Raw genomic sequence first — 13,952 nt, 5'->3', positions numbered from 1 at the left:
AAGACCTCGGTGCAGACGGAGCTGAGCAGGAAACTGGGAGTCGAGCACGCCGTCTTCGGCTTCACGCCGTTCCCCGCCGTGGCCGCCGCGATCACCCGGGCGGGCGGCCTCGGCGTGCTCGGCGCGGTCCGCTACGGCGCTCCGGACGATCTGGCCCGCGACCTCGACTGGATACAGCGGCACACCGACGGCAAGCCGTACGGCCTCGACGTCGTCATGCCCGCCAAGAAGGTCGAGGGCGTGACGGAAGCCGAGGTCGAGAGGATGATCCCGGCCGCGCACCGCCGGTTCGTCCAGGACACCCTCGCCCGGCACGGCGTGCCCGAACTCGCCGAGGGCGAGGCCTCCGGCTGGCGCATCACCGGCTGGATGGAGCAGGTCGCCCGCTCTCAGCTCGACATCGCGTTCGACCATCCCATCGCACTCCTCGCCAACGCCCTCGGCTCGCCCCCCGACGACGTCATCCGGCGGGCCCACGGCCACGGCATCCTCGTCGCCGCCCTGGCCGGCAGCGCCAAGCACGCCGAAGCCCACGCGGCAACGGGCATCGACATCGTCGTCGCCCAGGGATACGAGGCCGGCGGCCACACCGGCGAGATCGCCACCATGGTCCTCACCCCCGAGGTGGTACGCGCCGTCGGCCCGCTCCCCGTCCTCGCCGCCGGCGGCATCGGCACCGGCGAGCAGATCGCCGCCGGGCTCGCCCTCGGCGCGCAGGGCGTCTGGCTCGGCTCGATCTGGCTGACCACCGAAGAGGCCGAACTGCACTCCCGAGCCCTGACGCGGAAGCTGCTCGCCGCCGGTTCCGGGGACACCGTCCGTTCCCGCGCCCTCACCGGCAAGCCGGCCCGTCAGCTGCGCACCGAGTGGACCGACGCCTGGGACGACCCGTCGGGCCCTGGCCCGCTGCCCATGCCGCTGCAAGGCCTGCTGGTCGCCGAGGCGGTCTCCCGTATCCAGAAGTACGAGGTCGACGCGCTGCTGGGCACCCCGGTCGGCCAGATCGTCGGCCGGATGAACTCCGAGCGCAGTGTGCAGGCCGTCTTCGACGACCTGACGAGCGGCTTCGAGCGTGCCATCGACCGCATCAACCGGATCGCCGGACGAAGCTGAGGAGGACGACCCATGTCCCAAGTGCCCAATGGTTTCTGGGCCCAGGCCACCCAGGATCCCGACCGCGGGATTCTCACCGCCCCCGACGGCGAGGAGTGGACCGCGGGACGGCTGCACGCCGCGGCCAACCAGTTGGTGCACGGCCTGCGCGCGGCCGGGCTCCGGTGCGGGGACGCCTTCGCGGTCGTGCTGCCGGGGTGCGTGGAGTTCCTCACCGCCTATCTCGCCGCCTCCCAGGCCGGGTTGTATCTCGTACCCGTCAACCACCATCTGATGGGCCCGGAGATCGCCTGGATCGTCTCGGACTCCGGGGCGAAGGCCCTCATCGCGCATGAGCGCTTCGGCGCGGCGGCGCAGGCGGCCGCCGACGAAGCGGGGCTGCCCGCCACCCACCGGTACGCGATCGGCTCGGTGGAGGGCTTCCGGCCGTACGAGGAACTGACCGCGGGAGAGCCCGGGACGCCGCCCGAGGACCGCACGCTGGGCTGGGTCATGAACTACACCTCCGGCACCACCGGCCGCCCGCGCGGCATCCGGCGCCCGCTGACCGGTCTGCTTCCCGAGGAGGCCCCCCTCGGCGGCCTCCTCGGAATTTTCGGCATCCAGCCCTTCGACGACAACGTCCATCTGGTCTGCTCGCCGCTCTACCACACCGCACCGCTCCAATTCGCGGGCGCGGCCCTGCACATCGGGCACCGGCTCGTCCTGATGGACTCCTGGGCGCCCGAGGAGATGCTGCGGCTGATCGACCGTCACCGCTGCACGCACACGCACATGGTCCCCACTCAGTTCCACCGGCTCCTCGCCCTGCCGGAAGACGTCCGGAACGCGTACGACGTCTCCTCGATGCGGCACGCCATCCACGGCGCCGCGCCCTGCCCCGACCACGTCAAGCGAGCGATGATCGACTGGTGGGGGCACTGCGTCGAGGAGTACTACGCCGCGAGCGAGGGCGGCGGCGCGTTCGCCACGGCCGAGGACTGGCTCAAGAAGCCCGGGACCGTCGGCAGAGCCTGGCCCATCAGCGAACTGGCGATCCACGACGACGAAGGGAGGCGGCTGCCCGCGGGTGAACTCGGCACGGTCTACATGAGGATGAGCACGGGCGGCTTCAGCTATCACAAGGACGAGATCAAGACGCGGAAGAACCGCATCGGCGACTTCTTCACCGTCGGCGACCTCGGATGTCTCGACGAGGAGGGCTACCTCTTCCTCCGCGACCGCAAGATCGACATGATCATTTCCGGCGGGGTCAACATCTATCCGGCGGAGATCGAGTCCGCACTCCTCGCCCACCCGGCGGTCGCGGACGCCGCCGCCTTCGGCATCCCGCACGACGACTGGGGTGAGGAGGTCAAGGCGGTGATCGAGCCTGCCGACGGCCAGGAGCCGGGGGAGGAGCTGGCCGCGGCGATCCTGGCCCACTGCGAGCAGCGGCTCGCGGGCTTCAAACGGCCCAGGTCCGTGGATTTCATCGCGGCCATGCCCCGCGATCCCAACGGCAAGCTCTACAAGCGGCGGCTGCGCGAGCCGTACTGGGAAGGGCGGGAACGCGCCGTCTGAGTTGGGCCGCCCCGCGGGCGGCGATCTCCCGGTGAGTCCTCCGGGTTGCGGACAGGCATAGGCTTAGTAGTTGAGTCCGCAATCATTTCTGTTGGAGGAGGCCCGGGATGCCCCAGCCCGAGGGAGCCGCACTGGAGGCCGTACGAGCGCGCCGCGAGGAGCTGCGCGCTCGGTACCTCCGGGAGGGCCAGGACCGGCCGGTGACCATCGCGCGCGGAATCCACCACATCGCGTTCGTCTGCCGGGACGTCGAGGAAACCATCCGCTTCCACCAGGAGTTCCTCGGCTTTCCGCTGGTCGAGATCGTGGAGAACCGGGACTACCGCGGCTCGACGCACTTCTTCTTCGACATCGGCCACGGCAATCTGCTCGGCTTCTTCGACTTCCCCGGCCACGACCACCCGCCGTTCGCCGAGACGGTCGGCGGGGTGCAGCACCTGGCCCTGTCGGTGGGCGACGAGCAGTACGAGTCGGCCCGCAAGGCACTCGACGAGGCCGGCGTGGAGTACGCGGGTCCGGACCGGGGTGTGGAGGAGAGCCTGTATCTGCACGACCCGAACGGTGTGCCGATGGAGCTCTACCGCGAGCGCCTCGGCGTCTTCGACGGGACGATGATCGTCGAGAACGTCGACTAGTGCCTGACGTGCCTGACGTGCCTGCGGTGCCTGAGAGTGCTTGCGGGGTCCACGGGGCATGTGGTGTCTGGGTGCCTTGAGGGATGGGAGATGCCTCCGGGCCCGTTTCATCCCTGTATGGCCGGGAAGGCGTCGGTGCGTAACCGGAGCACATCATCGCCCCAGTCCCGAGAGGACGTGAGAAACGTGAAGGTAGCCTTCCTCGTGGCCCCGGAGGGTGTCGAGCAGGTCGAGCTGACCGACCCGTGGCAAGCGGTGACCGAGGCCGGCGGCACTCCCGAGCTCGTCTCGACCAAGCCGGGCCGGATCCAGGCCTTCGACCACCTCGACAAGGCCGACACCTTCCCGGTGGACCAGGTCGTCCGCGACACCTCGGCCGGGGAGTACGACGGGCTGGTACTGCCCGGTGGCGTCGCCAACCCCGACTTCCTGCGGCTCGACGGCCGCGCCGTGGCTTTCGTCAAGAGCTTCTTCGACGCGGGCAAGCCCGTGGCTGCGATCTGCCACGCGCCCTGGACCCTGGTCGAGGCCGATGTGGTGCGCGGCCGCACCCTCACCTCCTGGCCCAGCGTCAGGACCGATATCCGGAACGCCGGGGGCAGTTGGGTCGACGAGGAGGTCAGGGTCTGCACCGACGGCCCGAACACCCTGATCACCAGCCGCAAGCCCGGCGACCTCAAGGCCTTCGACGGAGCGCTCCTCGCGGAGTTCGCCAAGGCCGCCATGGTCTGAACCGGCCTGTACGGGGCGCGGTCACCCGCGGCCTTCGGCAGCGACGGCGCGCGCCCAGCGGTAGTCCGCCTTGCCGCTGGGCGAGCGCTGGATCCGCTGGGCGATGACCAGGCCGCGCGGGATCTTGTATCCGGCGAGCCGGGCCCTGCAGTGCGTCTGGATGTCCTCCAGCGTCGGAGCGGCGGCGCCCTCGCGGACCTGCACCACGGCCGACACCCGGCTGCCCCACTTCTCGTCCGGCACGCCCGCGACCAGCGCGTCGTACACATCCGGATGCGCCTTGAGCGTCCGCTCGACCTCCTCCGGATAGACCTTCTCGCCTCCGGTGTTGATGCACTGCGAGCCCCGGCCGAGGACGGTCACGACCCCGTCCTCGTCCACCGTCGCCATGTCGCCCAGTAGTACCCACCGCGCGCCGTCCGCCTCGAAGAACGTCTCGGCGGTCTTCCGCGGGTCGTTGTAGTAGCCGAGCGGCACCCGGCCGCGCTGCGCGATCCGGCCGGGCTCGCCCGCTGCCACCGGCTTCAGCGTGGCCGGGTCCACCACGGTCGTACGGGAGTTGACCCGCAGCCGGAAGGCCTTGTCCTGGCCCGTGTCGTCGGTCGCGGTCCCGTTGAAACCGGACTCCGACGAGCCGAAGTTGTTCAGCAGCACCGCATGGGGCACGAGCGCACCGAACTGGTCCCGTACGGTTCCGGACAGGATCGCCCCGGAGCTGCTGACGCTGAACAGCGATGAGCAGTCGGTGTCCTTCAGCGGGCCCGCCAGAGCATCGACGAGCGGACGCAGCATCGCGTCGCCCACCAGCGAGACGCTGGTGACCTTCTCCCGCTGGACCGTGCGCAGCACCTCTTCCGGCAGGTACTTTCGGTGGATCACCACCTTCTGCCCGAAGTGGAAGGCGATGAAGGCGGTGAGGGTGGAGGTGCCGTGCATCAGCGGAGCGGCCGGGAAGAACACGAGGCCCTCGCCACTCGCGGCGGCGCGCTCGGCCAGCTCCTCGGGCCGCGAAACCGGTTCGCCGGTCGGCGCCCCGCCGCCCATGCCGGAGAAGAACAGGTCCTCCTGGCGCCAGATGACGCCCTTGGGCATCCCGGTGGTGCCGCCGGTGTAGATGATGAACCGGTCATCGGCGGAGCGCGGCCCGAAGCCGCGGCCGGCCGGCCCGGACGCCTCGGCCTCGGCGAAGGGCACCACGGGGATGCCCGGCCCGCGGACACCGTCCGGGGCCGCACCGACGCGGATCAGATGGCGCAGCCGTGTCGTCCGTGGCAGGGCCGCGGCGACTCTCCCGGTGAACTCCGCGTCGAAGACCAGCGCGGCCAGGTCGGCGTCCCGGTAGAGGTGGACCAGCTCGTCCTCCACGTACCGGTAGTTGACGTTGACGGGCACCGCGCTGATCTTCAGGCAGGCCAGCACGGTCTGGAGGTACTCGACCCCGTTGTAGAGGTGCAGACCGACGTGCTCGCCGGGCGCGATCCCGCTGCGGGCCAGATGGTGGGCGAGGCGGTTGGCGGCCGCGTCCAGCCCGGAGTACGTCAGCCGGCGCTCGGCACCGGTGCCGGGGTGATCGATGTATACCAGCGCCTCACGGTCCGGGACCGCGTCCACGACGGACTCGAACAGGTCGGCAAGGTTGAACTCCACGTCTCCTCCTGACCCGGCCGTGCTTCCCGGGCGGCCCCCGGGAAGCACCGTCATCGGCTCGGCGGTCATTAGAGCGCTACGGGACACAGGTGGGAAGACTCACTGCCGAAGAAACCTGACTGGGAGTCAGAAAACTATTGAAGTGGGCGTCCGCCTACTGCAACCTGTTCTAGTGCCGCACCGGCAACGTTTGCCCGTCACGGAGCTCGTCCCGTACATGCGATCGCAAGGGGGCCGGAAGCCCTCGTAGCGGAGCTACCGGGGCTTCCGGCCAACGCGGCTGGGGGCACCCCCACCCGGCCGAAGGGTGGGGAGTGGGTGCCGGGCGGCGCGACGGGGCGAACGTTGCCGGGAGGGGCACCAGGTCTCGAGACGGGAGGACTGCCATGGCTGGCGGGACGGAACATCTCACCGTGCAGCGCTCAGGCGCCACGCTGGTGATCACCCTCAACCGGCCGGAGGCCAGGAACGCGCTCTCGCTGCCGATGCTGGTGGGGCTGTACGACGGCTGGCTGGAGGCCGACGAGGACGACAGCATTCGGTCGATCGTGCTGACCGGCGCGGGCGGGGCCTTCTGCGCGGGAATGGACCTCAAGGCCCTGGCGGGCAACGGCATGGACGGGCAGGGCTACCGGGACCGGCTGAAGGCCGATCCCGATCTGCACTGGAAGGCCATGCTCCGGCACCACCGGCCGCGCAAACCCGTGATCGCCGCCGTCGAAGGCCACTGCGTCGCCGGAGGTACCGAGATCCTCCAGGGCACCGATATCCGTATCGCGGGTGAGGCTGCCACCTTCGGCCTTTTCGAGGTCCGCCGCGGGCTGTTCCCGATCGGCGGCTCCACCGTCCGTCTGCCGCGCCAGATCCCGCGCACCCACGCCCTGGAGATGCTGCTCACCGGACGCCCCTACACCGCCGCCGAGGCGATGCGGATCGGTCTGATCGGGCATGTGGTGCGCGACGGCGCCGCGTTGGAGATGGCCCTGGAGACCGCCGAGTTGGTCAACGCCAACGGCCCGCTCGCCGTCGAGGCCGTCAAGGCCAGCGTGTACGAGAACGCGGAGCTGGCCGAGGCCGAGGGCCTGAAGCGCGAACTCGAGCGCGGCTGGCCCGTCTTCGACACCGCCGACGCGAAGGAAGGCTCCCGCGCCTTCGCCGACAAGCGGCCTCCCGTCTACCGGCGAGCCTGAGCCGCGAAGGAGACCTCATGTCCGGAGTCCTCAGCGCTCCACTCGTGATCGAGTTCCCGTTCACCCGCTCGCTCGGCCCGGTCCAGAGCGCGTTCCTCACCGGGCTGCGCGAGGAGACGGTGCTCGGCGTCAGGGCGAGCGACGGCCGGGTGCTCGTACCGCCCGTCGAGTACGACCCGGTGACCGCGTGCGAAGTGCGCGAACTGGTCGAGGTCGGCTCGGCAGGCACCGTCACCACCTGGGCGTGGAACCCGGCACCGCGCCGCGGCCAGCCGCTCCAGCACCCCTTCGCCTGGGTGCTGGTCCGCCTCGACGGCGCAGGCACCGGACTGCTGCACGCACTCGACGCCGCCGGACCCGGCGCCGTACGCACCGGGATGCGGGTACGCATCCGCTGGGCCGGGGAGCGGACCGGAGCCATCACCGACATCGCCTGCTTCGAGCCGTACGGCGAAGACGTCCGAGCCGTCGTCGAACCCCGCCCGCACAGCGGCGGGTTCACCGACCCCGTCACCGGCCTCGTCGCCCCCGCCCGGCTGGACTACAGCTACTCGCCCGGACGCGCGCAGACCCGCTTCCTCGCCGCCCTCGCCGACCACAGAATGCTCGGCGAGCGCTGCCCGTCCTGCCGCAAGGTGTACGTACCGCCCCGCGGTGCCTGCCCCACCTGCGGAGTCGCCACCGACGAGCAGGTCGAGACCGGCCCCCGGGGCACCGTCACCACCTTCTGCATCGTCAACATCAAAGCCAGGAACCTCGACATCGAAGTGCCGTACATATACGCGCACATCGCCCTGGACGGCGCGGACCTCGCGCTGCACGGGCGGATCGGGGGCATTCCCTACGACCAGGTGCGGATGGGGATGCGGGTCGAGCCGGTCTGGTCCGCCGACGGCCGCTACCCCGACCACTACCGCCCGACCGGCGAGCCCGACGCCGACTACGACACCTACCGGGAGCTGCTCTGATGCGGTACTCCAACGATGTCGCCATCGTCGCCTTCGCCCAGACCGACCATCTGCGCAGCACCGCCGAGGTCTCCGAGGTCGAGATGCTGATACCCGTCCTCAGGAGCGCACTGGGACAGGTCGGCCTCGAGGCGGGAGAGACCGACTTCACCTGCTCGGGCTCCAGCGACTATCTCGCGGGACGCGCCTTCTCCTTCACCATGGCGCTCGACGGGGTCGGCGCCTGGCCGCCGGTCTCCGAGTCCCATGTGGAGATGGACGGCGCGTGGGCGCTCTACGAGGCGTGGGTCGAACTGCTCACCCGCGAGTCCGGAACCGCTCTCGTCTACTCCTACGGCAAGTCCTCGCCCGGCGAGGTCCGGGACGTGCTGACCCGCCAGCTCGACCCGTACTACGTCGCCCCGCTCTGGCCCGACTCCGTCTCCCTGGCGGCGCTCCAGGCACAGGCGCTCATCGACGCCGGCGACACGGACGAGCGGGAGCTCGCCGGGATCGCCGCCCGCAGCCGGACGGCCGCCGCGGACAACCCGCACGCGCAGCTGCGCGGGTCGCCCGGCCCCGGCCCGCTCCTCGCCGAGGACTACCTCGTCCAGCCGCTGCGCAAGCACGATGTGCCGCCCGTCGGCGACGGCGCGGCCGCCGTGGTCCTCGCCACGGGCGACACGGCACGCAGGCTGTGCGCGCGGCCCGCCTGGATCAGGGGGATGGACCACCGCATCGAAGCCCACAGCCTGGGTGTCAGGGATCTCACCGACTCTCCCTCGACCCGCCTCGCCGCGGAAGGCGCCGGAGCATTCGACCGGCCCGTCGACACCGCCGAGCTGCACGCCCCCTTCACATCGCAGGAAGTCGTGCTGCGCAAGGCGCTGCGGCTGGACAGCAGCGTGCGCGTGAACCCCTCGGGCGGGCCGCTCGCCGCCAACCCGGTCATGGCGGCCGGGCTCATCCGGCTCGGCGAGGCGGCCGCCCGCATCCACCGCGGGCAGTCCGACCGTGCCCTCGCGCACGCCACCTCCGGCCCCTGCCTCCAGCAGAACCTGGTCGCCGTCCTGGAAGGAGAGACCCGGCCGTGAGCGACGGACGCGCGGCCGCCGGGCCGCGAACACGATGCCCGCACCTCTGCGCCGCGCGGCCTGGAGAAGCGATCAAGGAGACACCATGAACAAGGAGCCGGTGGCCGTCGTCGGGATCGGACAGACCAAGCACGTCGCCGCGCGCCGCGATGTGTCGATCGCCGGGCTTGTGAGGGAAGCGGCCGTACGCGCCCTGGAGGACGCGCAGTTGACCTGGGCGGACATCGACGCCGTCGTCATCGGCAAGGCCCCCGACTTCTTCGAGGGGGTGATGATGCCGGAGCTGTACCTCGCCGACGCGCTCGGCGCGGTCGGCAAACCGATGCTCCGCGTCCACACCGCGGGCTCCGTCGGCGGATCCACCGCCCTCGTCGCGGCCAAGCTCGTCGCCTCCCGCGTCCGCCGGACCGTGCTCACCCTCGCCTTCGAAAAACAGTCCGAGTCCAACGCCATGTGGGGCCTGTCGCTGCCGATCCCCTTCCAGCAGCCGCTGCTGGCAGGAGCGGGCGGCTTCTTCGCGCCGCACGTACGGGCGTACATGCGGCGCACCGGTGCCCCGGACACCGTCGGGTCGCTCGTCGCCTACAAGGACCGGCGCAACGCCCTCAAGAACCCCTACGCGCATCTGCACGAACGCGGCATCACCCTGGAGAAGGTGCAGGCCTCGCCGATGCTCTGGGACCCCATCCGGTACTCCGAGACCTGCCCTTCGTCGGACGGCGCCTGCGCGATGGTGCTGACCGACCGGGCGGGCGCCGGCCGCGCCCCGTACCCGCCCGCCTGGGTGCACGGCGGCGCCATGCGCAGTGAGCCGACGATGTTCGCCGGCAAGGACTTCGTCTCACCGCAGGCCGGCAAGGACTGCGCGGCGGACGTCTACCGGCAGGCCGGGATCGCCGACCCCCGGCGGGAGATCGACACGGTCGAGATGTACGTGCCGTTCTCCTGGTACGAGCCGATGTGGCTGGAGAACCTGGGCTTCGCCCCCGAGGGGGAGGGCTGGAAACTCACCGAGTCGGGCGTCACGGAACTCGGCGGCGATCTGCCCGTCAATCCCTCGGGCGGAGTGCTGTCCGCCAACCCCATCGGAGCCTCGGGAATGATCCGCTTCGCGGAAGCCGCACTCCAGGTCCGGGGGCGTGCGGGGGCTCACCAGGTCGACGGCGCACACCGGGCGCTCGGACACGCGTACGGCGGCGGTGCACAGTTCTTCTCCATGTGGCTGGTCGGATCGGAACCGCCCTTGTCGTGATGTGTCGTGCGGCCTGTGCGCCACCCGCCCCGGTCGCTAGGCTGACCGAGGTAGACGAACCGGGAGGAGCACGGACGTGGCCGACAGCACCACACAACAGCCGCTGGCGGGGTTCAAGAAGCCCCAGCTCGACCTGAGCAACGCCGAGTGGCAGTCCAGCAGTCAGGGGACGGGCGACGTCCAGATCGCCTTCATCGAGGGCTATATCGCGATGCGGGACGGCCGCAGCCCGGAAGGACCCGCGCTCATCTTCACCCCGGCGGAGTGGCGCGCGTTCGTCCTCGGGGCCCGCGACGGCGAATTCGACCTCACCTGATCCTCGGACACGGGACGAACTGCCTTCGGTCGACCGGGCGGTTCGTCCCGTGCCCGGTCGGAACGGCACGACGCGCAGCACGGCACGCCGCCTAGACTGGTGATCATGACGGGCGAGCGAGATCTGACGCAGCTGCTCAGCGGAATGCGGCCCCATCTGAACCCCGGCCGGTATGTGTTCACGGCCGTGACGGACGGCCCCCCGGACGGTGTCTCCGCCGTGGTCACCGTCGCCGAGGACGAAGGCCTGACCCTCGTCGTACGGCAGGAGGATGCCGACGCGGCGGAGCTGCCGTACGACTACGTGGCGGGCTGGATCACGCTGCGCGTGCACTCGGCGCTGGACGCCGTCGGGCTGACCGCGGCCGTCGCGGTGGAGCTCGCCCGGGCCGGGCTCAGCTGCAATATGGTGGCCGGCCTGCACCACGATCACCTGTTCGTCCCGTACGACCGGGTGGCGCAGGCGGTGGAGCTGCTCGACTCCCTGGCGGCACGCTCCGTCTAGGGAGCGCTCGGGCCGGACACGGTCGGCCCATGGCCCAGAACGTATGCGGCCTGCGGCCACGTACCATGTTGGCATGTCCTTCCTCCGCCGCCGCAGCGCCGCCACACCCGCCGGGCCGGGCTTCGATGTCCTCGCGATGGACCCGAGCGACTGGCCGGGCAATCTCGGCGCGGGACTGCTACCCGCCCCGGACGGCAGCTGCCAGGGGGTCTTCCTCCGTTACGACCTGTTCGGCGGGCGCGGCCCGGCCATGATCATCGGGAATCTGCCCGAGGGGTCCCCGGCCCGGGAAATCGGCGAGGACCAGGTGCCTTTCGAGGTGGCGCAGCTGCTCGCCGCACTCGGCAACGACGAGCCGGTGCATATCGTCGAGACCGAGGACACCCCGGTGATGCACGAGGACAACCTCCTGATCGTGCGGCGCATCAAGGTGTCGGAGAGCCGGATCTCCTGCACCCAGTTCGACCGCAGCGACGGCGTACTGGTCACCATCGCCAGCTGGGACCGGCCGATCACCGACGACCTCTACCAGCTGCTGAAACCGCTGCCCGCGGAGATGTTCCAGCAGGGTTGAGCCGCCGCCCGGACGGGTCCGGACGGCGGCTCTCGGAGGCCGGGGAAGCTTCTAGGTGTCCGACCGGCTGACGGTCACGTCCTCGGCCTTCACAAAGGCCACCCGGTGCCCGAACTGGATCTGGTAGAACTCCTGCTTGCCTCGGATCACCTTGTGCCCCGAGGGATCGAAGGTGACGGCCCAGTAGTACTCGCCCTTGGTCTTGGGTCCGACCGCGTACTTCTGGCCCGACAGCAGCTTGTACGGGAGCGGGCTTTCCAGCTGGACCGGGACGCCTTCCGGGTAGGCCGCCTTCTCCGGATAGGCCCGGCCGTACACCGGGACGTCCGTCCTACCCGCCTTCGGGGTCGCGACCAGCCCCTTGGCGTCCACGGCCGTCGGCTGGGACTTCGGGTTGTGGAACCAGGCCTTCTGGCCGAGGTACCAGATCGCCGTCCATGAGCCCTTGCGCCCGGCGACCGCGTACTGCTGTCCGGTCGAGGCACGGGCGCCCGTGTCGTTGACCCCGGTCGTCGCATGGCCGTCGTCCGGATGCAGAGCGATGTCCTCGACCAGTGGCGCGTCCGACTTCGGCTGGGTGTGCAGCCGTACGGCGCCGGAGCCGTGCGACGGGCAGACCTGGCCCGCCTTCTCGCAGTTTGTGTAGGTGGGCCGGTGCTCCGCGTACTCGGGCAGGATGGTCACCAGGCCGCCGCGCGCCCCAGCGGTCGCCTTCAGCTCCGCGCCGAGCAGCTGGAAGTAGTGGGCCCAGTCCCAGTACGGACCCGGGTCGGTGTGCATCCCGCGGACGGTCGTCGCCGTCGGTCCGGGAACATTGTCATGGCCCAGGATGTGCCGGCGGTCCAGGGGGATGTCGTACCGCTTCGCCAGGTACCGCACCAGCCGCGCCGACGCGCGGTACATCGCCTCCGTGTACCAGGCATCGGGCGCCGTCAGGAAGCCCTCGTGCTCGAGGCCGACCGACTTGGCGTTCACGTACCAGTTCCCCGCGTGCCAGGCGACGTCCTTGCCCGGCACGTGCTGCGCGATGTGTCCGTCCGAGGAGCGCAGCGTGTACTGCCAGGAGACGTACTCCGGGTCCTTGATCAGCTTGATCGTCGTGTCCCACGAACCCTCGGTGTCGTGCACGATGATGTAGTCGATCTTCTGGGAGCGGGGCCGGTCGGCCTTGTCGTGATTGCCGTAGTCCTTCGGGTCGCTGTCGCCGAACTCCTCGTAGGGCGCCGGGATCCACTCGCACGCCACGCTCTGCGGGCACTCCGCCTTGCCCGCGTCGGCGGACCTCAGGCCGAGCCGGCGGGTCTGCGCCGAATCGGTGGCCAGGCCCGGCGAGGCGGGCAGGACGATCCGCTGGCCGCTGTCCGTGGTGCGCCGCTCGCCGGTGCGGATCACATCGAACACCTCGTCGGCGTAGACCGAGGCGGTCGCCGCGTCGTCGGCTCCCGAGTAGCGCGCGACGGCGCCGTACCACTGGGCCGGGTCGCTGCTCAGCGGCAGGCCGAGCTTCTTCTGGGCGGCGGCGAGCAGGGCGGCGCCGCCCCGGACATTCGCCGCAGGGTTCTCGCGCAGTGCGCGCGCGTCGATTCCGCTCAGGTCGGAGGCACGGTCCAGGGTGCGCAGCCTGGCCGGCACCTCGGAGGGCTCGGGCACGTCCTCGCGCAGCGCCTTGAGCGGGCGCGAGTCGTCGCCGCGCGGGTCCTCGGCACCGTGGCTGTGGTGCGGTGCCTCGGCCAGCGCCGTACGTGCATCGGTCAGGTGCATCGGGCCGTACCCGCCGCTGACGCTCGGGGCGCCCCGGTGCGCATCCCAGCGGGACTGCAGATACGAGACACCGAGCAGCACGCTCTGCGGCACGTGGTACGTCGCGGCCGCGTCGGCGAATACACGCTGCAGGGCACCGGCGTCGTGCCGGGCGGCCGTCGCGCGGGGCGCCGCCGAGACCAGGGGGAACAGCAGAGCGGCGGTCGCCGTAGCGGCCGCCGCCCGCGTCACGCGCCGACGGGTGCTTCTGTCGCCTTCGAGAGCGGATCCTCGCATGCAGTCTCCTCGGGCTGAGCCGTGCCAGGTGATACGCAGGCGCATTCGTGGGGCTGATCCCGACTAGAGCTATCGTTTGGCAGACGATCCGTCAATCATGCCGCGCAGGGCGAGTTTGCACGTCAACGACAGCCCCCGGGACTTTCCGGGGGCAAGGGTTCCGGCCTGCTGCGCGTCAGTGGATTGGACCAGTGAGGGCCCTGGTCCTCTCGCCATTCGATGGCCGCGCGGGTGACGCGGCTGTGGGGGAAGAGCAGTTCCGGGGCCGGGGCGGAAGGAACGGGCGGAGAGTGCCGGACCGCACGGAGGGGTTGGACAGCACAGAGAGGCGCGCCCGGCGAACCGGGC

At 70.8% G+C, this 13,952-nt stretch carries 13 protein-coding genes; 11 read left to right on the top strand and 2 right to left on the bottom strand.

The window, feature by feature from the left end; all coding sequences use genetic code 11:
- Positions 1 to 9: 9 nt before the first annotated feature.
- From ABZW18_RS26475 to ABZW18_RS26460, 4 genes are all read left to right on the top strand, one after another.
- Entirely contained in the window at positions 10 to 1,113 is a 1,104-nt protein-coding gene (locus ABZW18_RS26475) for a nitronate monooxygenase family protein (protein WP_356191900.1), read from the top strand.
- Between the two features lie 12 nt (positions 1,114 to 1,125).
- Positions 1,126 to 2,676, top strand: coding sequence for an acyl-CoA synthetase (locus tag ABZW18_RS26470; protein WP_356191854.1), 1,551 nt, complete (start codon positions 1,126 to 1,128; stop codon positions 2,674 to 2,676).
- Positions 2,677 to 2,783: 107 nt separating this feature from the next.
- Positions 2,784 to 3,311 carry a VOC family protein gene (locus ABZW18_RS26465; protein WP_356191851.1) on the top strand — a complete coding sequence of 176 codons (528 nt, stop codon included), beginning with the start codon at positions 2,784 to 2,786 and terminating at the stop codon, positions 3,309 to 3,311.
- A gap of 186 nt (positions 3,312 to 3,497) precedes the next feature.
- A complete protein-coding gene (locus ABZW18_RS26460) occupies positions 3,498 to 4,043 on the top strand; it encodes a type 1 glutamine amidotransferase domain-containing protein (protein WP_356191848.1) in 546 nt (181 codons plus the stop codon).
- A 21-nt stretch (positions 4,044 to 4,064) separates the two neighbouring features.
- Here the strand turns inward: ABZW18_RS26460 and ABZW18_RS26455 are convergent, their stop codons facing one another.
- The gene (locus tag ABZW18_RS26455; protein WP_356191846.1) at positions 4,065 to 5,690 is read right to left on the bottom strand and encodes an acyl-CoA synthetase; all 1,626 of its coding nucleotides are present in this window, start codon (positions 5,688 to 5,690) and stop codon (positions 4,065 to 4,067) included.
- A 386-nt stretch (positions 5,691 to 6,076) separates the two neighbouring features.
- On the opposite strand from ABZW18_RS26455, the gene ABZW18_RS26450 reads away from it, so the two are divergent.
- The 7 genes from ABZW18_RS26450 (at position 6,077) to ABZW18_RS26420 (ending at position 11,567) form a co-directional block, all read left to right on the top strand.
- Positions 6,077 to 6,880: a crotonase/enoyl-CoA hydratase family protein gene (locus ABZW18_RS26450; protein ID WP_356191843.1), complete on the top strand. Its 804-nt coding sequence runs from the start codon at positions 6,077 to 6,079 to the stop codon at positions 6,878 to 6,880.
- A 17-nt stretch (positions 6,881 to 6,897) separates the two neighbouring features.
- Positions 6,898 to 7,848 (top strand): OB-fold domain-containing protein, encoded by a 951-nt coding sequence (locus ABZW18_RS26445; protein ID WP_356191840.1) that lies wholly within the window; start codon positions 6,898 to 6,900, stop codon positions 7,846 to 7,848.
- On the top strand, positions 7,848 to 8,921 hold the full coding sequence (locus ABZW18_RS26440) for a thiolase domain-containing protein (protein WP_356191838.1): 1,074 nt from the start codon (positions 7,848 to 7,850) through the stop codon (positions 8,919 to 8,921). The genes ABZW18_RS26445 and ABZW18_RS26440 overlap by 1 nt, the downstream gene beginning before the upstream one ends.
- 85 nt (positions 8,922 to 9,006) lie before the next feature.
- Positions 9,007 to 10,173: a thiolase domain-containing protein gene (locus ABZW18_RS26435; RefSeq protein ID WP_356191835.1), complete on the top strand. Its 1,167-nt coding sequence runs from the start codon at positions 9,007 to 9,009 to the stop codon at positions 10,171 to 10,173.
- Between the two features lie 76 nt (positions 10,174 to 10,249).
- Positions 10,250 to 10,489: a DUF397 domain-containing protein gene (locus ABZW18_RS26430; RefSeq protein WP_356191833.1), complete on the top strand. Its 240-nt coding sequence runs from the start codon at positions 10,250 to 10,252 to the stop codon at positions 10,487 to 10,489.
- Positions 10,490 to 10,594: 105 nt separating this feature from the next.
- Positions 10,595 to 10,993 (top strand): ACT domain-containing protein, encoded by a 399-nt coding sequence (locus ABZW18_RS26425; RefSeq protein WP_356191830.1) that lies wholly within the window; start codon positions 10,595 to 10,597, stop codon positions 10,991 to 10,993.
- Positions 10,994 to 11,066: 73 nt separating this feature from the next.
- Positions 11,067 to 11,567 carry a hypothetical protein gene (locus ABZW18_RS26420; RefSeq protein WP_356191828.1) on the top strand — a complete coding sequence of 167 codons (501 nt, stop codon included), beginning with the start codon at positions 11,067 to 11,069 and terminating at the stop codon, positions 11,565 to 11,567.
- 51 nt (positions 11,568 to 11,618) lie between these two features.
- Here ABZW18_RS26420 and ABZW18_RS26415 read toward each other — a convergent pair whose 3' ends face one another.
- Positions 11,619 to 13,604 carry a peptidoglycan recognition family protein gene (locus tag ABZW18_RS26415; RefSeq protein WP_356191825.1) on the bottom strand — a complete coding sequence of 662 codons (1,986 nt, stop codon included), beginning with the start codon at positions 13,602 to 13,604 and terminating at the stop codon, positions 11,619 to 11,621.
- Positions 13,605 to 13,952: the final 348 nt, after the last annotated feature.

The sequence above is a fragment of the Streptomyces sp. NPDC004647 genome, from assembly GCF_040609575.1.
GTDB lineage: Bacteria > Actinomycetota > Actinomycetes > Streptomycetales > Streptomycetaceae > Streptomyces.
This window is presented reverse-complemented; position numbering and strand designations above follow the sequence as displayed.

Coding starts and splice junctions, on each gene's coding strand:
- ABZW18_RS26470 (WP_356191854.1), top strand. CDS start 1,126: ATGTCCCAAGTGCCCAATGGTTTCTGGGCCCAGGCCACCCAGGATCCC.
- ABZW18_RS26425 (WP_356191830.1), top strand. CDS start 10,595: ATGACGGGCGAGCGAGATCTGACGCAGCTGCTCAGCGGAATGCGGCCC.
- ABZW18_RS26420 (WP_356191828.1), top strand. CDS start 11,067: ATGTCCTTCCTCCGCCGCCGCAGCGCCGCCACACCCGCCGGGCCGGGC.
- ABZW18_RS26445 (WP_356191840.1), top strand. CDS start 6,898: ATGTCCGGAGTCCTCAGCGCTCCACTCGTGATCGAGTTCCCGTTCACC.
- ABZW18_RS26450 (WP_356191843.1), top strand. CDS start 6,077: ATGGCTGGCGGGACGGAACATCTCACCGTGCAGCGCTCAGGCGCCACG.
- ABZW18_RS26440 (WP_356191838.1), top strand. CDS start 7,848: ATGCGGTACTCCAACGATGTCGCCATCGTCGCCTTCGCCCAGACCGAC.
- ABZW18_RS26415 (WP_356191825.1), bottom strand. CDS start 13,604: ATGCGAGGATCCGCTCTCGAAGGCGACAGAAGCACCCGTCGGCGCGTG.
- ABZW18_RS26465 (WP_356191851.1), top strand. CDS start 2,784: ATGCCCCAGCCCGAGGGAGCCGCACTGGAGGCCGTACGAGCGCGCCGC.
- ABZW18_RS26435 (WP_356191835.1), top strand. CDS start 9,007: ATGAACAAGGAGCCGGTGGCCGTCGTCGGGATCGGACAGACCAAGCAC.